This window comes from Croceitalea sp. P059 (assembly GCF_031846365.1).
GTDB classification, from domain to species: Bacteria; Bacteroidota; Bacteroidia; order Flavobacteriales; family Flavobacteriaceae; genus Croceitalea; species Croceitalea vernalis.
The window spans coordinates 167,874-190,197 of the sequence record NZ_JAVRHW010000003.1 but is presented as its reverse complement, the minus strand read 5'-3'; the positions used below and the strand labels follow the sequence as shown (position 1 = coordinate 190,197).

Genomic DNA, 22,324 nt, shown 5'->3' with positions numbered 1-22,324 from the left:
AAAAATCGTAAATTCGCTGAACTATACGACGATTGAAATATGCTTGATAAATTGAATATTGTAAAGCAACGATTTGATGAGGTTTCTGACCTTATTATTCAACCAGATATCATTGCTGACCAAAAGCGTTATGTTAAATTGAATAAGGAATATAAAGACCTTAAAATTCTTTGTGACAGACGTGATGACTACATAACACTAACTAATAATTTAGCTGAGGCAGAAGAAATAATTGCTGACGGAAGCGATACTGAAATGGTTGAAATGGCCAAGATGCAACTTGATGAAGCCAAGGAAGCTATACCCAAATTAGAAGAGGAAATAAAATTACTACTAATACCAAAAGACCCAGAAGATGAGAAGAATGTGGTGATGGAAGTGCGAGCAGGCACAGGTGGTGACGAAGCAAGCATTTTTGCAGGTGACCTGTATCGCATGTATGCTAAGTATTGTGAGTCAAAAGGTTGGAAAACCAATATCATGGACCTAAGTGAGGGGACTAGTGGAGGTTATAAAGAAATTCATTTTGAGGTTACTGGTGAAGATGTTTACGGAACTTTAAAGTTTGAAGCAGGAGTGCATCGTGTACAACGAGTACCACAGACTGAAACACAAGGTCGTGTTCACACTAGCGCGGCAACGGTTATGGTGATACCAGAGGCAGAAGAGTTTGATGTTCAAATTGACCCAAAAGATGTTCGAATTGATTTTTTCTGTTCATCAGGACCTGGGGGGCAATCTGTAAATACTACCTATTCGGCTGTTAGACTAACTCATGTTCCAACCGGACTCGTTGCCCAATGTCAAGATCAAAAATCGCAACACAAAAACAAGGAAAAAGCTTTTAAGGTTCTTCGTTCTAGATTGTACGATTTGGAATTGGCTAAAAAACAAGAAGCCGATGCGGCTAAAAGAAATTCTCAAGTAAGCAGTGGTGACCGTTCAGCAAAAATTAGAACCTATAATTATCCTCAAGGCAGAGTTACAGACCATAGAATTGGACTTACTTTGTATGATTTACAAAATATTATAAATGGTGACGTTCAAAAGATTATTGATGAGCTCATGTTGGTAGAGAATACAGAGAAACTAAAAGAAGCCTCAGAGATATTTTAATGAAAACGGAAGAACTAATTAATCAAATTAGAAAGAAAAAATCTTTTCTTTGTGTAGGGTTAGATACTGATTTAGAAAAAATACCACCACATTTATTAAAAGAAGAAGATCCCATTTTTGAGTTTAATAAGGCGATTATTGAGGCCACACAAGAATTCTGTGTTGCCTATAAACCAAATATTGCTTTTTATGAGGCTTATGGTATAAAAGGTTGGAAATCTTTAGAAAAAACTATTGATTATTTAAATACCCATTACCCCGAACAGTTTACTATTGCTGATGCCAAACGAGGCGATATAGGAAACACTTCGACGAGATATGCAAAAGCTTTTTTTGAGGAATTAAACTTTGATTCTATCACTATAGCGCCTTACATGGGTAAAGATTCTGTTGAGCCGTTTTTGGCTTTTAAACACAAGCATACTATAATATTAGCTCTTACATCAAATGTTGGTGCTTTTGATTTTCAAACCAAAAAAGTTGATGGTCAAGAACTTTATAAAATGGTCTTGAGTACCTCAAAAACTTATGAAAATCCTCAAAATTTAATGTATGTGGTTGGAGCCACAAAAGCTGAATTTTTAAAGGATATTCGGAAAATAATACCTGAGAGCTTTTTATTAGTTCCTGGTGTAGGTGCACAAGGAGGTAACTTGCAAGATGTATGTAAGTTCGGTATAACTGAAAATATAGGCTTGTTAGTCAATTCAAGTAGAGGGATAATTTATGCCTCATCAGATGAGCATTTTGCGAGCTCAGCTAAAGAACAAGCAAAAAAAATACAACTTGAAATGAAAATAGAACTTGATAAACTAAAGTAGACTTTCCAGCGTATTTTTAATGCTCTGAGCTTTTGATTCAAAAAATTCTGCTAATCTCGTATCGATATTCCCAATACTTGATGCTTTTTCCAAAAAATGCTGATATCTGTGCTCTAAAATAGCTACAGCATGACTTCCACTTGTGATTGGTGTAACTGCCCCAACCCTGCAATACTGATTTTCCATTCTTAAAAGATTTGTTATACCAAAGATACGTTCAAAACGAATTTTTGGATGTATGGTAATCAGTCTACACGTCTAAAAATCAGGCAGTTTGTCTAATTTTAACTCTTAATTAGCATTCTGCTATAGTATGAGAAGGTTTGTTGGTTAAAATTTAACGTATTTTTAGTCAAAATATTTTCTTGCTTCATTACACTACATATAAGCATAAGTCATCAAAAGAATGGGTAACATTTGTTCATGGAGCGGGTGGCAGCTCTACCATTTGGTATAAGCAATTACGAGATTTTAAAAAGCATTTTAATATTCTATTACTTGATTTAAGAGGGCACGGGAATTCTAAACCTAATTTAAAAGATGCCTTTAATGATAAATATACCTTTGATTCTATAACGGAAGACATCGTCAAGGTCATTGATCATGAGAAAATTGAGAAAACACATTTTGTAGGCATTTCATTAGGAACCATCTTAATTAGAAATCTTGCAGAAAAGTATCCGAACAGAGTTGCTAGTATGGTTATGGGTGGTGCGATTATGAAATTAAATTTCAGATCACAAGTGTTAATGCGTTTAGGGGTAATTTTTAAATCCATCGTTCCCTACTTATGGCTTTATAAGTTTTTTGCATTTGTTATAATGCCAAATAAAAACCACCGCGAATCGCGCTCATTGTTTGTGCGAGAGGCCAAAAAACTTTACCAGAAAGAATTTATAAGATGGTTTAAATTGACTTCTGAAATTAATCCACTACTTCGATTTTTTAGAGGTGCAGACATTAAAATCCCTACTTTATATGTCATGGGTAAAGAAGATTATTTGTTTTTACCCACCATAGAAAAGATTGTAAAACATCATAAAGTTTCGGAACTTTTTGTGGTGCCAAATTGCGGACATGTAGTAAATGTGGAGAGGCCATTGGTATTTAATGAAACCGTTATTAAGTACTTGGCTTCTTTAGAAAAGTAAAAACTTCAACTTTTTATAAAATAAAAAACCGGTGCGAACACCGGTTTTTAAACTAACTAACTCAAAAAAATGCTAACTCAAATAACTCGTACAAAGCTCAGTTAATATCTTGAAAACAAGGTTAACCAAACTTTAGCAATTTGTTATAATTGCTTTGTTTTCTTACAGTTATAACGAGCTTTAAACATGTTTATTGTAACAGTTTCATATTAAATAAACGTTAATCTTGAAGTGTAAATACACGTTTCAATAAGTCAGTTGATCTTGATGAAACTTTATTCCTTATTTCTTTTTCTTCTATCGAAATCATGGTGTAAACACCTTCCAAAGCTTCTTGCGTAACATATTCTGTTAAATCCGGGTTTACATCATTTGTAAGAGGAAGTGTATTGTATTTAGTAATTAAATTAGACCATATCTGATCGGCACCTACTTTTTTAAATGATTGTTCTATTATAGGATTAAATTTCGCGTATAGTTTAGAATTCGTTTGTTGTTCAAGATAGGTAGTTGCAGCATTGTCTGCACCCAATAGAATATTTTTAGCATCTGTAAAACTCATGTTTTTCACTGCATCTACAAAGATTGGTGTGGCTTCTCTAACCGCATCTTCCGCAGCATTATTAAGAACTTTAAGCCCTTCATTGGCTAGTTTACCTAGACCAATATCGCGCAAAGTTTTATCTACCTTACTAAGCTCTTCCGGAAGAAGTATTTTAACGAGTTCGTTTTTAAAAAAACCATCTTGAGCACTTAATTTACTGACCTGCTTCTCTATTCCAAAATTTAAAGCTTCTTTTAGCCCACTTGCAATTTCTTCATTACCAAGGGCACCAGCTTGAGGTAATTGGTTAACGACTTGTTGCAACTCATTACAGCCAAATAGTTGAAACGCAGCTAAGCATAATAGGATTTTCTTTTTCATTTGTTAAATTTTAAATTAGAGTAATTACAAGCAATCATCTTAATTAAGTAAAAATGACCGTCTTATTGTTATAAACCATAGTCTTGCGTTGTAAGTGGAGTTTAACCGCTCTTGATAACACAATTTTCTCAAGATCTCTTCCTTTCAAAATAAAGTCTTTTATGTGATGTGTATGTGATACTGCAGTGACATCTTGCTCAATAATTGGACCAGCATCTAATTTTTCGGTAACATAGTGACTCGTAGCTCCAATAATTTTAACTCCTCGTTCATAGGCGGCGTGATAAGGTTTAGCTCCTGCAAATGCAGGTAAAAATGAATGGTGGATGTTAATTATTTTGTTGGGATAAATTGAAATTAATTTTTCACTAACAATTTGCATGTATCGAGCAAGAACAATAAAATCAATATTTTCTTGCTTCAAGAGTTTGAGTTGTTGTTCTTCTGCTTCCGATTTTGTTGTTTTTGTTACAGGAATATAATGAAAAGGTATGTTGAATTGATTGGCAATGGATTTAAGGTCATTATGGTTACTAATTATAAATGGAATTGTTACCTCCAATTCTCCTGAATTATATCTGCTCAATAAGTCGTAAAGACAATGATTATATTTCGAAACAAATATTGCCATTTTGGGTTTTACTCCGGCTTCATGTATGCTCCATTTCATTTTATAGGGTTGGGCTAAATCCTCTTCAAATTCCTTTTTGAATTTAGTTAAAACTTCTATTTTTTCGAATTCACATTCTAATCGCATAAAGAAAACACCCGTTTGCTGGTCAACATGTTGGTCTAAATAAATGATGTTACCTAATTTTTTGTGTAAAAAACCAGTAACAGCACTTATAATACCAGAGCTATCAGCACAATGAATTAATATGGTAAGTTTCACAAGTTCTATTTAGGGAATAAAATTATACTATTCTAAAAAATGAAACCCGAAAGGACTACTCTTTTATAAAATTATAAGTAAACATGTATTTTCTTTGCATTTATCGTAAATTGCAATACAAAATTTGATGTTTTTTTATCAATGGAGCAAGTAAAGCCATATATCCCAAAGAATAAAATACGAATAGTTACAGCTGCGTCTTTATTTGATGGTCATGATGCTGCAATTAATATAATGCGTCGTATCATTCAATCAACAGGTGTTGAGGTAATTCATCTAGGTCATGATCGCAGTGTTTTAGAAGTAGTTGATTGCGCTATACAAGAAGATGCTAATGCCATTGCAATGACTTCTTATCAAGGTGGCCATAATGAGTATTTTAAGTATATGCATGACTTATTAGAAGAAAAAGGCGCTGGGCATATCAAAATTTTTGGAGGAGGTGGAGGTGTAATTCTACCAAGGGAGATTAAAACATTAATGGATTATGGAATTACTAGAATTTACTCACCAGATGATGGAAGAGAAATGGGGCTCCAAGGAATGATAAATGATTTAGTAAAAACAAGTGATACTGCTGTTCCGAAACTCAGAAATTCTGATGATAAATCCATAATAAGTTTATTAGTGGAAAAAGATGTCAATACCATTGCAAGATTAATTTCTTTAGCTGAAAATAGACATAATGAGTTTGAATCTCATTTTTCCAGCATTAAGATTGATAATAATATTCCTGTTTTAGGAATCACTGGGACAGGCGGTGCAGGAAAGTCGAGTTTAGTTGATGAGTTAATTAGAAGGTTTTTGTTTGATTTTCCAGAGAAACATATTGGTGTTATTTCCGTAGATCCATCTAAAAGAAAAACGGGTGGAGCACTATTAGGAGACCGTATTAGAATGAACGCAATAAACAATGAACGAGTTTATATGCGCTCATTGGCCACTAGACAATCTAATTTGGCCTTATCAAAACATGTGAACGAAGCGGTTCAAGTATTAAAAGCAGCCCAATATGATTTAATCATTTTAGAAACATCAGGAATTGGACAGTCGGATACAGAAATAATTGAACATAGTAATGCTTCTTTATATGTAATGACTCCAGAATTTGGTGCTGCAACCCAATTAGAAAAAATTGATATGTTAGATTTTGCTGATATGGTAGCTATCAACAAATTTGACAAAAGAGGTGCTTTAGACGCTATTAGAGATGTAAAAAAACAATACGTTCGAAATCATAATCTTTGGGAAGTAAGCCAAGAAGATTTGCCCATTTATGGTACAATAGCCTCACAGTTTAATGATCCAGGAATGAATCATTTATACCAAAAAGTCATACAAACTTTACGGAGCAAAACAGAGGCTCGTCCAGAATCAAAATACGCATTCAATGACCAAAACGAAGTCAAGAAGCAATTTGTTATTCCGCCATCGCGAACACGATATCTTTCCGAAATAGCCGAAATCAATAGGTCGTACGATAACGATGCTCAAGAACAGGCAAAAATTGCTCAAAAATTATATAGTCTTTATATGACCATAGCATCAATAATAAATGATGATGAGTTGTTGAAGATTGATAAATCAGGAATTGCAAATGATGCGGTGAAGTCAAAAACCACCAATGAAAATAAGAGTCTGGTGACCGGTTTGTTAGAGGAGTTTGATAAATTAAAAATGGATTTAAATCCTTATAATTGGAACCTGATTTTGAATTGGAATGCTCAAATTCAAAAATATAAAGCCTCAATTTATTCATTTAAAGTTAGAAATAAAGAAATTCAAATTGAGACACATTCGACGTCTTTATCACATTCTCAAATTCCAAAAGTAGCACTACCTAAATTTAAAGCTTGGGGTGATCTGTTATCATGGATGTTACAGGAAAATGTTCCTGGTGAATTTCCTTATACTGCGGGTATTTATCCGTTTAAAAGAACTGGTGAAGACCCTACTAGAATGTTTGCTGGCGAGGGCGGTCCTGAAAGAACGAATAGAAGATTTCATTATGTAAGTTTTGGAATGGAAGCTAAGCGATTATCTACAGCTTTTGATTCCGTTACACTTTATGGTAATGATCCAGGAAAACGTCCTGATATTTATGGTAAGATTGGTAATGCTGGAGTATCTATCTGCTGTTTAGATGATGCTAAAAAGTTATATTCAGGCTTTGACTTGAGTGACGCAATGACATCAGTAAGTATGACCATTAACGGCCCAGCACCAATGCTTTTAGGGTTTTTTATGAATGCTGCAATTGACCAAAATTGCGAAAAATATATTCATGAAAACGGTCTGGTTGAAAAAGTGAAAGAAAAAATAAATACCATATTTAAAGAAAAAGAAGTTATTAGACCAAGTTACTTTGGAGAATTACCTGAAGGTAATAACGGACTTGGACTTTTACTTCTTGGGGTCACAGGTGATCAAGTATTGCCAAAAGATGTCTATGAAACAATAAAGGCTGAAACGTTAAGTCTAGTTAGGGGTACGGTTCAGGCTGATATTTTAAAAGAGGATCAAGCCCAAAATACTTGTATTTTTTCCACCGAGTTCGCTTTACGTTTAATGGGTGATGTGCAGTCTTATTTTATTAAGAACAAGGTTCGAAATTTTTATTCTGTTTCAATCTCAGGTTATCATATTGCGGAGGCTGGTGCTAATCCCATTTCACAATTAGCCTTTACTTTATCTAATGGTTTTACATATGTGGAGTATTATTTAAGTCGAGGAATGGATATTAATGATTTTGGACCTAACCTTTCTTTCTTTTTTTCAAATGGAATTGATCCCGAGTATGCTGTTATTGGAAGGGTTGCACGTAGAATATGGGCAAAATCAATGAAGGAAAAATATGGGGCAGGTCCGCGTGCTCAAATGCTGAAATATCATATTCAAACATCAGGTCGCAGTCTACATGCGCAAGAGATAGACTTTAATGATATTAGAACAACGTTACAAGCCTTATATGCTATTTATGATAATTGTAACTCATTACATACTAATGCTTATGATGAAGCAATTACTACCCCAACTGAAGAATCAGTGCGCAGAGCTATGGCTATTCAGCTCATCATTAATAAAGAATTAGGTCTTACGAAAAATGAAAACCCTCTTCAGGGATCTTTTATAATTGAGGAGTTAACTGACTTAGTTGAAGAAGCTGTTTTAATTGAGTTTGATAGAATTACAGAACGTGGAGGAGTATTGGGTGCTATGGAAACCATGTATCAACGTTCAAAAATTCAAGAAGAAAGTTTGTATTATGAAACTTTGAAACATTCTGGAGATTTTCCAATAATAGGCGTAAATACGTTTTTAAGCTCAAAAGGCTCTCCAACAGTACTCCCCTCAGAAGTAATTAGGGCAACTATTGGAGAAAAAGAAAATCAAATAACTACACTTGAGAATTTACATAAAGGAAATATAAAAGAGTCAAAAAAACTTTTAAGTGAATTAAAACAAGTAGCAATTGATAACCAGAATATTTTTGAAGAATTAATGGAAGTAACTAAGTATTGCTCCCTAGGTGAAATAACTAATGCTTTATTCCAAGTTGGTGGTCAATATCGTCGCAATATGTAATTGCTATTTGAATGAAAACCTAGATTGTTATTTAATTATCATCACTAGTTTGCAATGATTTTCTCCACTGCTTAAAATGAGAACGAAAAATTTGAATTTCTCTTCGAAGTAGATGAACATATTCTTTTTCTTTGACACCATCCTTTTCCAGTCCATTGCAATAAGAAAGTATGTTCCGGGTCATTATATTAATAAAAATTAGATTTTTATTACGAACAACACCAGATTTTGAAACAGTAACCTCTTTTATATTTGAAGATATCAATGAAGCATCTACAAACAACGCCTTTGCAATTTCTGTTCTCAAACCTTCTGATTTACTATTTGAAAAGAAATTAGAGTCATGAGAAAAATAGTAGGCTATTGCAGTAGTTAAATCTTTTAAAACCAAAGATTTTTGATATACCTGAAGGGTGTTAAAACTACTATTTTTCATCTTTTATTTAAGAAATTCTTTACATAAAGGTACATCTCAAAAAAATAAATTAACTTTACTTTGTCGCTATAAAAAACATAAATACTTTAAATATTAAATAAATATTATCAAATTGCTTTGAATATTAAGGTTGATGAATTAAGCTTGAAAATTCTACATTGTTTGCAACGCAATGCGAGAACTTCATTTGTTGAAATAGGAAAGGAAGTTGGTCTTACTTCTCCGGCAGTTGCAGATAGAGTGAAGAAGATGGAAGATGTTGGGGTTATTAAAAACTATCGTGCACAAGTATCTCATATTCATTTGGGTTACCAATTAAAGGCAATGATTACGGTTCGTGCATTTGTTGGGAAGCTTAAACCATTTTTAGAAATCATTAAAACTTTTGATGAGGTTTTAAACTGTTATAGGATAACTGGAAATGAAAATATAATAATGGAGGTTGTATTAAAAGACCAATTTCATCTAGAAAAGTTTATAGATAAATTAATAACTTACGGGGAAACTAGAACACATATTATACTTTCTGATGTGATTTCAAATGCAGCGATTAGTAAACAAAAATAATCTTGTTTTGTGTATGTTTTTTTTGGCTAGATTTTTGATGTAATTAAGATATGATAAAAAAATACTTGCCTTTTTTCATCTTCTTTATTTTAGTTCAGCTTTCCAATTCGCAAGAGTTAAGACTTCAAAAAGGAGTAATAATGGATTCTATTGCAGTAAAGGATTCTGTTAATCACACTTTTGCGCTTTATTTGCCGGAAAGATTTGAAATGAAGGGCAGTTGGCCAGTTCTTTTTGTTTTTGACATGAATGGAAAGTCAAAACAAAGTATGGCCATGTTTAAAAATGCTGCGGAGGCTAATGGGTATATCTTGGCTTCTCCAAACATGGTTAATGATAGTTTGACGGTATCACAAAATATTTTAAATGCTGATATGGTGATACGGCAAGTAAAATCATTATTTCCTGTTAATAATAATAGGATATATACTGCAGGCTATTCGAGCGGAGCTCGTTTTGCAAATTTGGCACCTATCGTTATCAAGGATATTAAGGGAGTTTTATCAATTGGTGCATCGTTGGTAAATACGGAATTATTGTTGACTAAAAATCCTTTCCATTTCGTTGCAATTTCTGGCACTGAAGATTTTAATTATACTTCTCTTATTGAAGATGAGAAGGTTTTAAATAGATTGAAGTTTCCGAATAATTTGCTCTTTTTTGATGGGGGTACTGAGTGGCCAAACCCTACTTATATTGAAAAAGCACTGTCCTTATTTGATCTTTCCGCCATGGCTAAGGGAAATATTCCGAAGGATAGTTTATTTATAGCACAAAATTATAAGAAGGAATTAAAGGATATCGAGGTGCTGCAAAGCACAAAAAATCTTTTGCTTACTGAACGATTAATAAAAGAAACTATCACTAGTAATAGAACCTTGATACCTATTGATTCTTTAAAAAACGTTCAAAAAAGTTTAAAGAAAGATAAGTTATACAGGAGTTTAAATAGAATTAAAAATGCCGCACTTTTCAAAGAGAATTTACTGCGAGAAGACTTTGCATATTATTTGGAGGAAGATATACTAACGTATAATTATAATAATTTGGGATGGTGGAATTATCAGATGACCCAAATTAATGGATTTATTTCTGGTGATAGTAAGCTTGAACAACAAATGGGCAAGCGTTTGTTAGGTTATGTTAATGCGCTGGTGGAAGATAATATTGACTTAGTTCAAGCAGAGCCAATTGCTGATGATGAGGCGCTAATTTTATTACTGATGCTAAAAACAATTACCGAACCGGATCAAATTGATAATTATATTAAAGTGATTTCAATTGCTTCAAAGAATAGCGATTATGGAACGGCACTTTATTATTTAGAAGAATTGCTTAAAAAAGGATTTAAAAATAAGAATCAACTTTACAATATTGAACACACCACCTTATTTAAGATAACGCCCGAATTCAATAAATTGATTGAAAAATATTTGAACAATGCCCGTTACGAAATCAAGGACGAATAAACCGTGGTATCTCTTCTAAATCCCAGTCAATTACTAATCCACCGGCTAAAGATTCCGCAATGTCTTTCCCATATAAATACTCGCTAAGATACAGCGCGGCTTCAAAACTTTTCGCACCACCTGCCGAAGTAATATATTTTCCATCGTGCACAAAAAGCACACTGTCTTTAACTTCAAGTTTAGGGAACATTTTTTTGTAGGTTTCAAGATCACTAGGGAATGTCGTTGAAGCAACATTGTTTAATAATCCAGCTTTTGCCAAAACGAAAGCACCATCACAATGTGAAGTCATAAATAGGGCTTTTTTATCTACTTGCTTTATGAATTTTAACATCTCCATATCTTCTAAATCTGAATCTAAATGATGCTCTGCACTTGGCACAACCAAGATGTCAATTTTAGGAATTGAATCTTTAGTATAGTCAAAATCTGGAAGTATTCGTATGCCTTCAAATGAAGTGATAGGATTTAAGGTGTTAGCTACTGTAAAAGTATTCATTGCCTTAATACCTTCTCGGTACTGGGTGTGCTGAAAAATATCAAACGGCGCGGTAAATTCGGTGTTGTATACACCGTCCATTATTAAAAATGCTACATTGTACCTATCTTTTTTAATTTGAGTTACATATCTGGCTTCTTCTCTTTTTTTTGTATGACATGATATGAAAAGTAGCGAAATGACGAGAATGAGGTATTTGTTTTTCATTTTGAATTAAAAGTAAGTTTTGCAAAGTACAATAGCTGGTTTAAGAATAAAACACATTCGTCGTATTTTTACTTCATGAAGCAAATAACATTGATACTTTTTTTAGTTTTTATTTCTTGTAAACAAGGGAAAAAATATCATGAGACTTCCGATAATCAAATGGTTTTTATTTCTAATTCAATTACTGAAATATTGGAACATAGGAAAAAGATAAATGAAGATTTTCAGAACCCTGAAATTTCACCTTTGCCCGATAGATATCGTAAAGACTTTGATGCATTAGACTTCTTTGAGCCAGACACCAATTATATAGTGTTAGCACATTTTAAAAGAACACCAGATGCATTACCTTTTATGATGAGTACAACTACTGATGAAATTAATGAAGAAGTAGTTTATGCTGTTGTCAGTTTTGAATTAAATGGAAAAACACACCAATTAGAGGTGTATCAAAACTCAGAATTAAAAACCCAAGAAAAATATAAGGACTATCTTTTTTTACCTTTTTTGGATAATACTAATGGAGAAGAAACCTATGGTGGAGGACGTTATATCGATTTAAAAATTCCTGAGGGTGATAGTATTTTAATTGACTTTAATAAGGCTTATAATCCGTATTGTGTTTATAACAAAAAATACTCCTGCCCTCTAGTGCCAAGGCAAAATCATTTGAAAACTAGAGTTTTGGCAGGAGTAAAAGATTTTATAAAAAAATAAAATCCCCCAACAATCTTGCTAGGGGATTTTGTCAATTATGAATATTTTGAATTAATCAAAAGAGTAGATTGCTGCTAAAGTAAAGGATGAAAGAGAGTTACTTGGGTCAGTAGCACTGCCAAAAGGCTCAACATCATTACCCCAGCTATCTAAACGAATTTCTGGTTTAATAATTAAGTTACCAGTAGTATAACTGCCAGTTAATGTCGCTGCAAGTACTGGTGTGTCGTCAAAACCATCTTGAGTAAAGGCAACATATTCTCCTCTTAGACCAAGAGCAAAACTATCTGAAGTTGTTATTTGAGGGTAAAGCGCTACACCATAGAACCCGCTATCTGTTTCTGAGTTTTTGTTGTATGCCGCATTAATTCCGAAGAAAAATTCGTCAGAAACATCAAAACCACCAGTATAATCTATTTCAAATCCTAAACCATCATTTTCTCCGCTATCGTAGTATAGGTTAAGGTATTGGCCATAAAAACCTAATTGAGCTCCTAAAGAAACTTCTCCGGTTCCGGTTACATCATTCGTATCCCATGGGTTCATTACAGCTAACATTAAACTTACATCATCAGATAATGTAAAATCTGCTTTTAATCCCATATGAGAAAAAGGACCATTAGAGAATAAATGCGATACACTATAGTTAAAGTTAGCTTGTGGAGCAATAACCTCATAACCTAAAAATGTATTAAATCTACCAATAGTTAAGGTAGTTCCTTCTGATACGTTCCAATATGCGTATGCTTGGTTGATTATACCATTTAATACATCGTTATTAAAAGTAGCTTCAGTACCTCTTGGCCCAAAAACTAAATCAACAACCACACCGGTATTTCCTGTTTCATAGCTCCCAACTATGTTCGCCATACCAAGAGCAAAACCAGTTTGGTTGGCAAAAGAGGTAAATGAATTTGCTTCATCCACTCCAGCCTCTCCAAAGGTGGTTCTGTAGTAAGTGTCCACGCTACCTGCTAATGATAAACTTGGTTTTGATTCTTCATCTTGAGCAAAAGCAACGGTTGATACAAGAGCAAAACCTGCTAAAAATATATTTTTTATGTAATTTGTATTAATAATCATTTTCATAATGTTAAGAATTAATTACCCCTACAAAAAGAGGCGTTTTTGATAAATTAAATGTGTAAAAGTGAAAAGGTTATTTACGGAGCGCTCTGCAAAACGCTCCGTTTTTTATTTAATGTTGATTCATTCTAAAATCAGCATAGGCATCCATACCATGTTCGTGTATGTCTAGACCTTCGATTTCTTCTTTTTCAGAAACTCTTATGCCAACTACCTTTTTAATAGTAAATAGTATGATAAACGCTGTAAGAGTACAGAAGGTTGCTGCTGCACCTACACCAGCAAGTTGAATTAAGAACTGATCCATACTTGCCATAGATCCGAACAAACCAACTGCTAAAGTTCCCCAAATACCACAAATTAAGTGAACGGCTACAGCGCCTACAGGGTCATCTAATTTTAGTTTGTCGATTAGGGCAATACCGAATACCACAATAACTCCTCCTAGTAATCCAATAATTACTGCCTCATTTGGTGACATTAAATCAGCACCAGCAGTAATACTAACTAGACCACCTAAAATACCATTTAAGAACATGGTTAAGTCATAATTTTTGTACTTTATTAAAGAAGTGATAAATGCAGCTACACCACCGGCTGCAGCAGCTAAGCATGTAGTTACGAGTACTAATGAAGTTAATTCAGGATCAGCGGATAATACTGATCCACCGTTAAATCCAAACCATCCTAACCAAAGGATAAGAACCCCTGCAGCTGCTAAAGGTAAGTTATGGCCTGGTATAGCTTTGGCTTTTCCATCCTCCCCAAATTTTCCTTTTCTAGCTCCTAATAAGAAAATTGCTATTAAAGCAGCCCATCCACCTACAGAGTGAACTAAAGTTGAGCCCGCAAAATCATAAAATCCAAGACCGTCTAACCAGCCTCCACCCCATTTCCATGCACCAACAATTGGATAAACCAATCCTACATAGATAATAGTGAAAACCATAAATCCACCTAATTTTACTCTTTCAGCTACTGCACCAGATACAATGGTTGCAGCTGTTGCTGCGAACATTCCTTGAAAAAGAAAGTCTGTCCACCAAGTGTAACCTCCATCTGCATAAGCAGCTGTCATTCCGCCTTCTGGAGCTGCAATACCAAAACCTGCGAATTTAAAAATACCCATATCTCCATCTTCGAATCCTGGGTACATAAGGTTAAAACCACCGATGTAGTATAACAATAGACCTACACAAATGATAAAAACGTTTTTGAATAAAATGTTTACTGTGTTCTTTTGTCTTGTCAATCCTATTTCTAAGAAAGAAAATCCTAGATGCATGAAGAATACCAATGCGGTACACACCATCATCCATACGTTATTTGCTGTAAATAATCCTGCTTCCATAATATAATTTAAAAAGTTGGTTAGTTTAATTAATTGATTCCGGCGTGTCCGCTCTCACCAGTTCGTATTCTGTAGGCTTCTGAGATTTCAGAAACAAATACTTTCCCATCACCTACATTACCGGTTGATGCCGTTTTGATTAGGGTATCCACTGTTTTTTCTAGAAACTCATCAGATACTACTATAACTAGGTATCTTCTTTGGATATCTGTTGTACTGTAAGTAATACCGCGATATACATGACCTTGTTTTTCATTTCCAACTCCAGTTACGTCCCAATAACTAAAGAAGTTGACCTCAATTCCATGAAGTGCTTTTTTCACTTCATCGAACTTTGATTTTCGAATAATTGCCTCGACTTTTTTCATAATTGATTTTGTTAGTTAAAGAGCCAAATATATGTTAAATGAATTATGACCTATTAGAAAAACGGGTGTGAAGTGTCATTTTTATCATATAAAAAGAAAAACCCCTATTTTTTTAGGGGTATATTAATTTAATGTTATGATAATTAAAAAATCTTAGAATAATGGGTTTTGAGATTTTTAGAAATTCTGATAATTTTTAACAATAACTAGGTTCAATTGTTTTAATTCTAACAATTTTAAAAATCAAAAAAATTATAGAAGAGTTTAAAGAAGTCGTGCTACCCAAATACCAATAGTAATGGCAATTATTCCGATGACTATACTTGATAAGGTATAAATTGAAAAATGGAATAGTGCGCCACTTTTTAAAAGTGAATGTTTTTCAAAAGCAAAAGTTGAAAATGTTGTGAAACCACCGCAAAACCCTGTAGCTAAAAGGAGTAGTTGATTCTCACTTAATAATTGGCCCTTAACGGATAAGGTTAATAAAAAACCAATTAAAAGACAGCCGATTATGTTTACGGCAAATGTGCCTAGATAAAAGTGCTCAAAAAACGAATTAAAGTATTTTGATACGACATACCTCAAAGTACTGCCAATCCCTCCACCAATAAAAACTAAAAGAGCTTGTTTCATTTGCTCAAATTTAGGTTTTAAATGGTTTAATTAGAAAAAATATAAAAATAATAATAGAGTGTATTGACGCTAAGGGAAGTATTAGCGACAAATTTAATTAAACTGCCTTTTTATATTTGGTCTCAGAATATTCTGTAGGAAAAAGTTTAGCAATAGGTGTTTCAGAAGTCTTCATGAGCGGTTTCTTAAACCTGTCTAAAATCCCTTTAGAGCTAAGGATTAAAAAGAGAATATTCATAGCTAATAGAGAAAAGAAAATGAAGAAAAATGAAATCATCGTACTAAATTATTAACACTGTAAAAGTACGTCTTTTCTTATATAATTGACTTTTTAACCGAATAATGTTGTCAAACGTTTGATTTTTGTTGCGTAAGCAAAATATCTGTTAATTTTTAAGGAAGTGTTTAATTAAAAACAAGATAATTATGAAAATCGTAAAGGAAATTAAGACCCATTTCACTCCTTCGTAGTTTTTTAAATGGAGTTTGTTGTCTTTCTTATACATAAAAACAATAACTAAAGTGAAAACTAGTATAAAAAGTCCGGCAAAAATTAATTGTCCTGTAGAGAACATAGTTTTTCTATTTTTACGCAAAGCTAATGCAAAACATAATCAATGAAAAGTAAAATTCGAGCAGTAAAAGAGTTTCATGAAGCTTTTGGTCTTGGAATATTAGATAATCCTAAGGCTAATTTGGGAAAATCAAAAAATGAACTTCGTTTTAATTTGATGGATGAAGAGAATCGAGAGTATTTGGAAGCAGCTGGTGAAGGCGATTTAATTGAAGTTGCTGATGCACTAGGTGATATGCTTTATATTTTATGTGGTACTATTCTTGAACATGGAATGCAACATAAAATAGAAGAAGTTTTTAATGAAATCCAAAGAAGTAATATGAGTAAGTTAGGTGCCGATGGTAAACCTATTTATCGAGAAGATGGTAAGGTACTTAAAGGGCCAAATTATTTTAAACCAAATATTGCCAAAATATTAGAAAATTAAAAAAGCGCCAAATTTGGCGCTTTTTTTATACTTTATATCTCCAACCAAATTTATCTTCGGCGCGATTGTATTGAATATCAGTTATTCGTTTTTTTAACAGCGATGCAAAATTATCTTGTAGTTCTGGCAGGTCATAATCAACACCTTTGTGACCAAAAGTAGAAATCGGTGAAACTACTGCAGCGGTTCCCGCACCAAACATTTCTTTAAGTGCTCCAGATTTAGCTGCCCTGACAACTTCAGTTACAGTAATCTTACGAACTTCGGTCTGTATGCCCTCATCTTCTGCTATTTCCAAAATACTTTTTCTTGTAATACCATCTAATATACGATCACTGGTCGGACCAGTTATTAATGTGTCGTTAATTCGAATAAAAATATTCATCGCGCCGGCCTCTTCGATATATTCATGCGTATTATCATCAGTCCATATGACTTGGTTGTATCCTTTTTTAACGGCTAATTGTGTAGGGTAGAATTGTCCAGCGTAGTTACCACCAGCTTTTGCATAGCCAACGCCACCATTAGCTGATCTTGAATATTTTTCTTCTATCAATACTTTTACTTTTCCAGAAAAATAGGCTCCGGATGGAGCACAACAAATGATGAATTTATATTCATCGGCCGGAGAAGCATGAAATCCGTTACCAGAAGCTAAAATGAACGGTCTAATGTATAAAGAACTACCAGGGTTTGAAGGTATCCAATCTTTTTCTAAACGAAGAAGTGTTGTTAGTCCTTCCATGAAAATTTCTTCAGGAATTTCTGGTATAGCAAGGCGTTTGGCTGAAATATTAAGCCTTTTGTGATTATTCTTTGGTCTAAAAAGCCATGTTGCTCCCGAACTATCTTTATAAGCCTTCATTCCTTCGAAAATGGACTGGCCATAATGAAATATTTTTGCCGCTGGATCCAAGGTAATAGGTTGGTAAGGCATAATCTCTGGAGTTTCCCACGCTCCGTTTTTATAATCGCAGACCAACATATGGTCCGAATAAACACTGCCAAAAGCTAGGTTGTCAAAATCAACCTCATTGATTTTAGTTGTTTTCGATTTTTCAATCTTAATATTTTTTAACTGAGCTTCCATAGTAATACCTTTGAAAAAAATAAAATTAGCTAATTCTAATAAGTTTTTTTCCTTTTATTAACTTTAAATACTAGTAAAACTCATAACACCACAAACTTTTTTTAGATATGAAAACTTTTAACATTTTGATTGTGATATTCTTAATGATTATAGCTCAATTTTCTCAAGCCCAAGATGATATTTCAACAGGCCAATTTGGTTCGTCTTTTGATAAAGTAAAGAGTAGTGAGGAAAATTGGAAAGTTTATGAGGGTTTAAAAGTTGCTGATACCACTTTAATCCAATTGAGTGGCAAAATAACTGAAGTCTGTCAGGCTAAGGGATGTTGGATGAAAGTTGATTTATCCAATGGGCAAGAGGTTTTTGTGAAATTTAAGGATTATGGCTTTTTTGTGCCTTTAGACTCTTCTGATAAAACTGTAGTAATGAATGGAAAAGCATTTATTGAAGAAATGTCTGTTGAAGAACAAAAGCACTACGCCGAAGATGAAGGTGTTGCCAAAGAAGAGATTGCAAAAATTACTCAAGTAAAAAAAACGCTTCGTTTTGAAGCGGATGGTGTTTTAATAAATCAATAAAGTGAAAAGAAGAATCATCACAACATTAGATGGTTCCAAAACCATTCAAATAGAGGATTGGAATGAACAATACCACTCTAAACACGGAGCAATTCAAGAGGCTTATCATGTTTTTATTAAAAATGGTTTAAGATATTTTAGTCATCGACAAATTCAAATTCTTGAAATTGGTTTTGGAACTGGACTTAACGCATTAATAAGTTTAATTGAGGCGCCAAAACAACAATTAAAAATACACTATGTTGGTGTCGAGGCCTATCCGGTAAGTGAAGTAGAAATTTCTTCTTTAAATTATATTGATTTATTAGAAGCTAAAGAGTTCGAAGAGACATTTCGACAAATGCATACATCAAATTGGAATGAGAAGGTTAGACTTTCTTCAAATTTTGAATTGACCAAACAGAAGAAAGATTTTACAACTATAAATGAAATCGGTTTGTTTAACCTTATTTATTTTGATGCATTTGGAGCTAGAGTACAACCAGAACTTTGGACGGTTTCAATTTTTAAAAAAATGTATGCTGCTTTAGATTGGGATGGCGTTTTGGTTACCTACTCTGCTAAGGGCAGTGTTCGCAGAGCTATGCAAGAAGTAGGTTTTGAAGTAGAAAGACTTCCAGGTCCACCAGGTAAGCGTGAAATGCTTCGTGCTTTTAAAAAGCTAAAATCAGAATAACCTTTTAATTGTGAATTCACACTTAATTATACGCTTTTCAAACTTTAAACAATTGTGTTAAACCTTAATTAATGCCTATTAATCAGCACTTTAATTCAATTATATTTGTTTAAAATGATTGTATGAAGATTTTGATAACGGGTGCGACAGGGTTAGTGGGTAAGGCCATTGTTAAAGAATTACATGCTAAAAAAATTACAGTTAATTATTTAACTACAAGCAAAAGTAAAATCGTTTCTAAGAAAGGTTATCAAGGATATTACTGGAATCCCAAGGAATCCGAAATAGATATTAATTGTTTTAACGATGTAGAAGCTATTATTAATTTGGCGGGTGCGACTATATCAAAAAGATGGACAAAATCTTACAAAAATGAGGTTTTGAATAGTCGAATAGATAGTTTAAAAACTCTAAAACAAGGACTCGAATTATCTGATACCACTAAGATTGAAACATTTGCATCCGCTTCTGCAATAGGAATTTATCCAAACTCTTTAGGAACTTTTTATACAGAAGAAGAAACTAAAGTTGATAATAGTTTTTTAGGAGAAGTAGTAAATTCTTGGGAAGACGAAATTGAATCTTTTAAAGAATTCGGATTTAAAGTATCTAAAATACGTATTGGTTTAGTACTCTCTAAAGATGGTGGTGCTCTTCCAAAAATGGCGACCCCAATTAAGAATTATGTTGGTGCTGCTTTTGGTACTGGTGAGCAATGGCAGTCGTGGATACATATAGATGATTTGGCACGGCTATTTACTTTTGTTGTTTCAAACAAGCTTTCTGGTATTTATAATGCTGTAGCCCCGAACCCTGTAACCAACTCTAAAATGGTCACAGAGCTTGCCAAGGTATTAGGGCGTTCAATAATATTGCCTAATATTCCTGAGTTCGCAATGAAATTGTTGTTAGGAGAAATGGCTTATTTATTATTCGCTAGTCAGCGTGTAAGTAGTCAGCGAATCGAAAAAGATGGTTTTTATTTTAATTATCTGAATATATGTAAAGCTTTCGAGGCCATTTATGATAAGGATTCCAATAAACGCAGCCCTGTGTCAGATTATAAAAAGGAATTTGCCTAGGCTATATTTTCAAATTAAAAATGAGGAATCCGCTTTTGGCGGATTTTTTTGTATTTATTGGTGACATTTTGACATTTTAAGACAATTGGCAGTACTTTTGCCATCTTAAATTTGAAAATTAAAATTTAGATTAATGAGCAAGAAAAGTAAGGTTCAAGAAATGGAGGAAGAAATCGATAAAGAACAATCTGTTAATGAAACTGAGCTAAAAACTGATAAAGTTAATGAAGGTGTGGCAGATAAAGATGAAATATCAGTTGAAGATCAATTAAAAGAAGATCTTGCGAAAGAAAAAGATAAATTCTTGAGGCTTTTTGCGGAATTTGAGAATTTCAAGAAGCGAACCTCCAAAGAGCGAATGGAGCTTTTTAAAACGGCTGGGCAAGATGTAATTGTTTCCATGTTGCCAATTCTTGACGATTTTGATCGAGCATTGAAAGAAATTTCTAAGTCAGAAGACAATGAACTTTTTAAAGGTGTTGGCTTGATAAGCAATAAGTTTAGAGAAATTTTGAAGAATAAAGGTTTAGCAGAAATGGAAGTTGGAGCAGGTGATGTTTTTGATGCAGAGATTCATGATGCCGTAACCCAAATCCCTGCACCGAATAAAAAGCTTAAGGGAAAAATTATTGACGTAATTGAGAAGGGTTTTACCTTAGGAGATAAAATTATCCGTCACCCTAAAGTAGTGGTTGGTAACTAATTAAAGAATAAAAAGCACCAATTAAATTAAACACATATTTTGAAACAAGATTTTTACGAAATATTAGGCCTTTCAAAGGGTGCAACAGCAGCTGAAATTAAGAAAGCTTATCGAAAAAAGGCGATAGAGTTTCATCCTGATAAGAATCCGGGAGATTCCAATGCAGAAGAAATGTTTAAAAAGGCGGCTGAAGCTTATGAAGTTTTAAGTGACCCTGATAAACGAGCTAAATATGACCAATTTGGTCATGCTGCTTTTGAAGGCGGTGGCTTCGGTGGTGGTGGAGGTATGAACATGGATGATATCTTTAGCCAATTTGGAGATATTTTTGGTAGTGCTTTTGGAGGCGGCGGTTTTGGAGGTTTCAGCGGTTTTGGAGGTGGTCAAAGACGTGTAAAGGGAAGTAATCTTAGGATAAGAGTAAAGATGACACTTGAGGAGGTTGCTAATGGTGTAGAAAAGAAAGTTAAGGTTCGCAGAAAAGTACAAGCCGATGGCGTTACATATAAAACTTGTGGAACATGTAATGGTACGGGTCAAGTCACTAAAATTCAAAATACAATTCTTGGTCGTATGCAAACTGCAGCTACTTGTAGTGCTTGCGGTGGTGCTGGTCAAATTATTGACAAAAGACCAAGTGATGCAGATTCTCAGGGTTTAAAAGTTGTAGAAGAAACTGTTTCAATTAAAATTCCAGCGGGCGTTGAAGAGGGTATGCAACTTAAAGTTTCCGGTAAAGGAAATGGTGCTCCCGGAGATGGTATATCAGGAGATTTATTGGTAGCTATTGAAACGGAAGAGCACAACACTCTGAAGCGCGAAGGCGATAATTTACATTATGACCTATATATTAGTTTTTCTGAAGCTGTTCTCGGAAGTTCTAAAGAAATTGATGCGGTCACTGGAAAAGTAAGAATTAAGCTGGAGTCTGGTATCCAATCGGGAAAGATACTGCGACTAAGAGGTAAAGGTATTCAAAGTCTAAATGGATATGGTAGTGGCGATTTATTAGTACACGTGAATGTTTGGACGCCAAAAGAGCTAAGTAGAGAGCAAAAAGAGTTTTTTGAACGCATGCAGAATGATGATAATTTTGCCCCCAAACCCGAAAAATCTGACAAATCATTCTTCGAGAAAGTAAAAGATATGTTCTCTTAAAAGTTTTACTATTGCCAATAAAATAAAAAACGTATATTTGAACTAGATGCTGTTCGCAGTGTCTATTTTCTTTTTCATAGCAATTTTTTTCCCATCCTTGATTCGTTAAGGGTGGGTTTTGTGATTTATGGCGATAATAGATTCTTAGAATCACCTTTTAATCTTCACATGGGTTATTGATTTTGCGCATTTTTAAATAGATGTATC

The 22,324-nt window shown here is 33.7% G+C and carries 23 protein-coding genes; 13 read left to right on the top strand and 10 right to left on the bottom strand.

All coding sequences use genetic code 11. From position 1 onward, the window contains the following. The first annotated feature begins 39 nt into the window (after positions 1-39). Both prfA and pyrF read left to right on the top strand, forming a co-directional pair. A complete protein-coding gene (prfA, locus tag RM542_RS11030) occupies positions 40-1,116 on the top strand; it encodes a peptide chain release factor 1 (RefSeq protein ID WP_311385807.1) in 1,077 nt (358 codons plus the stop codon). Next, the gene (pyrF, locus tag RM542_RS11025) at positions 1,116-1,937 is read left to right on the top strand and encodes an orotidine-5'-phosphate decarboxylase (RefSeq protein ID WP_311385806.1); all 822 of its coding nucleotides are present in this window, start codon (positions 1,116-1,118) and stop codon (positions 1,935-1,937) included. The genes prfA and pyrF overlap by 1 nt, the downstream gene beginning before the upstream one ends. Here pyrF and RM542_RS11020 read toward each other — a convergent pair. Beyond that, positions 1,929-2,123, bottom strand: a complete 195-nt coding sequence (locus RM542_RS11020; protein WP_311385805.1) for a hypothetical protein — start codon at positions 2,121-2,123, stop codon at positions 1,929-1,931. The two genes, pyrF and RM542_RS11020, sit on opposite strands and share 9 nt — an antisense overlap. A gap of 179 nt (positions 2,124-2,302) precedes the next feature. Here RM542_RS11020 and RM542_RS11015 point away from each other — a divergent pair, with 179 nt between their 5' ends. Further along, positions 2,303-3,088, top strand: a complete 786-nt coding sequence (locus RM542_RS11015) for an alpha/beta hydrolase (RefSeq protein WP_311385804.1) — start codon at positions 2,303-2,305, stop codon at positions 3,086-3,088. Between the two features lie 220 nt (positions 3,089-3,308). Here RM542_RS11015 and RM542_RS11010 read toward each other — a convergent pair whose 3' ends face one another. Next, positions 3,309-4,013, bottom strand: coding sequence for a DUF4197 domain-containing protein (locus RM542_RS11010; RefSeq protein WP_311385803.1), 705 nt, complete (start codon positions 4,011-4,013; stop codon positions 3,309-3,311). A gap of 43 nt (positions 4,014-4,056) precedes the next feature. Next, positions 4,057-4,905 (bottom strand): formyltetrahydrofolate deformylase, encoded by an 849-nt coding sequence (gene purU / locus RM542_RS11005; RefSeq protein ID WP_311385802.1) that lies wholly within the window; start codon positions 4,903-4,905, stop codon positions 4,057-4,059. Between the two features lie 141 nt (positions 4,906-5,046). Between purU and RM542_RS11000 the strand changes: the two genes are divergently transcribed. Then, positions 5,047-8,490: a methylmalonyl-CoA mutase family protein gene (locus RM542_RS11000; RefSeq protein WP_311385801.1), complete on the top strand. Its 3,444-nt coding sequence runs from the start codon at positions 5,047-5,049 to the stop codon at positions 8,488-8,490. A 31-nt stretch (positions 8,491-8,521) separates the two neighbouring features. On the opposite strand, the gene RM542_RS10995 is transcribed toward RM542_RS11000, so the two are convergent. After that, the gene (locus RM542_RS10995; RefSeq protein ID WP_311385800.1) at positions 8,522-8,926 is read right to left on the bottom strand and encodes a hypothetical protein; all 405 of its coding nucleotides are present in this window, start codon (positions 8,924-8,926) and stop codon (positions 8,522-8,524) included. A 117-nt stretch (positions 8,927-9,043) separates the two neighbouring features. Between RM542_RS10995 and RM542_RS10990 the strand changes: the two genes are divergently transcribed. Both RM542_RS10990 and RM542_RS10985 read left to right on the top strand, forming a co-directional pair. Beyond that, positions 9,044-9,493, top strand: coding sequence for an Lrp/AsnC family transcriptional regulator (locus RM542_RS10990; RefSeq protein ID WP_311385799.1), 450 nt, complete (start codon positions 9,044-9,046; stop codon positions 9,491-9,493). A gap of 50 nt (positions 9,494-9,543) precedes the next feature. Further along, positions 9,544-10,962, top strand: a complete 1,419-nt coding sequence (locus RM542_RS10985) for an alpha/beta hydrolase (RefSeq protein WP_311385798.1) — start codon at positions 9,544-9,546, stop codon at positions 10,960-10,962. On the opposite strand, the gene RM542_RS10980 is transcribed toward RM542_RS10985, so the two are convergent. Next, a complete protein-coding gene (locus RM542_RS10980) occupies positions 10,949-11,668 on the bottom strand; it encodes a DJ-1/PfpI family protein (RefSeq protein WP_311385797.1) in 720 nt (239 codons plus the stop codon). The genes RM542_RS10985 and RM542_RS10980 overlap by 14 nt on opposite strands. Positions 11,669-11,743: 75 nt before the next feature. Between RM542_RS10980 and RM542_RS10975 the strand changes: the two genes are divergently transcribed. Then, positions 11,744-12,385, top strand: a complete 642-nt coding sequence (locus RM542_RS10975) for a DUF1684 domain-containing protein (RefSeq protein WP_311385796.1) — start codon at positions 11,744-11,746, stop codon at positions 12,383-12,385. 51 nt (positions 12,386-12,436) lie between these two features. Here the strand turns inward: RM542_RS10975 and RM542_RS10970 are convergent, their stop codons facing one another. From RM542_RS10970 to crcB, 4 genes are all read right to left on the bottom strand, one after another. Further along, complete coding sequence (locus RM542_RS10970; RefSeq protein WP_311385795.1) at positions 12,437-13,474, bottom strand: outer membrane beta-barrel protein; 1,038 nt, start codon at positions 13,472-13,474, stop codon at positions 12,437-12,439. 109 nt (positions 13,475-13,583) lie between these two features. Further along, positions 13,584-14,822: an ammonium transporter gene (locus RM542_RS10965; RefSeq protein ID WP_311385794.1), complete on the bottom strand. Its 1,239-nt coding sequence runs from the start codon at positions 14,820-14,822 to the stop codon at positions 13,584-13,586. A gap of 29 nt (positions 14,823-14,851) precedes the next feature. After that, positions 14,852-15,190: a P-II family nitrogen regulator gene (locus RM542_RS10960; protein ID WP_311385793.1), complete on the bottom strand. Its 339-nt coding sequence runs from the start codon at positions 15,188-15,190 to the stop codon at positions 14,852-14,854. 264 nt (positions 15,191-15,454) lie between these two features. Next, complete coding sequence (crcB, locus tag RM542_RS10955; RefSeq protein ID WP_311385792.1) at positions 15,455-15,826, bottom strand: fluoride efflux transporter CrcB; 372 nt, start codon at positions 15,824-15,826, stop codon at positions 15,455-15,457. 617 nt (positions 15,827-16,443) lie between these two features. Here crcB and RM542_RS10950 point away from each other — a divergent pair. Then, positions 16,444-16,830 carry a nucleoside triphosphate pyrophosphohydrolase family protein gene (locus tag RM542_RS10950; RefSeq protein WP_311385791.1) on the top strand — a complete coding sequence of 129 codons (387 nt, stop codon included), beginning with the start codon at positions 16,444-16,446 and terminating at the stop codon, positions 16,828-16,830. 25 nt (positions 16,831-16,855) lie between these two features. On the opposite strand, the gene RM542_RS10945 is transcribed toward RM542_RS10950, so the two are convergent. After that, positions 16,856-17,920, bottom strand: coding sequence for a branched-chain amino acid aminotransferase (locus RM542_RS10945; RefSeq protein WP_311385790.1), 1,065 nt, complete (start codon positions 17,918-17,920; stop codon positions 16,856-16,858). Between the two features lie 107 nt (positions 17,921-18,027). Here RM542_RS10945 and RM542_RS10940 point away from each other — a divergent pair, with 107 nt between their 5' ends. The 5 genes from RM542_RS10940 (at position 18,028) to dnaJ (ending at position 22,117) form a co-directional block, all read left to right on the top strand. Continuing rightward, on the top strand, positions 18,028-18,498 hold the full coding sequence (locus RM542_RS10940) for a DUF4920 domain-containing protein (protein WP_311385789.1): 471 nt from the start codon (positions 18,028-18,030) through the stop codon (positions 18,496-18,498). Between the two features lies 1 nt (position 18,499). Further along, positions 18,500-19,174, top strand: a complete 675-nt coding sequence (gene mnmD / locus RM542_RS10935) for a tRNA (5-methylaminomethyl-2-thiouridine)(34)-methyltransferase MnmD (protein ID WP_311385788.1) — start codon at positions 18,500-18,502, stop codon at positions 19,172-19,174. 122 nt (positions 19,175-19,296) lie between these two features. Continuing rightward, entirely contained in the window at positions 19,297-20,256 is a 960-nt protein-coding gene (locus RM542_RS10930; RefSeq protein ID WP_311385787.1) for a TIGR01777 family oxidoreductase, read from the top strand. Positions 20,257-20,389: 133 nt separating this feature from the next. Next, positions 20,390-20,959 (top strand): nucleotide exchange factor GrpE, encoded by a 570-nt coding sequence (locus tag RM542_RS10925; RefSeq protein ID WP_311385786.1) that lies wholly within the window; start codon positions 20,390-20,392, stop codon positions 20,957-20,959. A gap of 39 nt (positions 20,960-20,998) precedes the next feature. Further along, a complete protein-coding gene (dnaJ, locus tag RM542_RS10920) occupies positions 20,999-22,117 on the top strand; it encodes a molecular chaperone DnaJ (protein ID WP_311385785.1) in 1,119 nt (372 codons plus the stop codon). Positions 22,118-22,324: the final 207 nt, after the last annotated feature.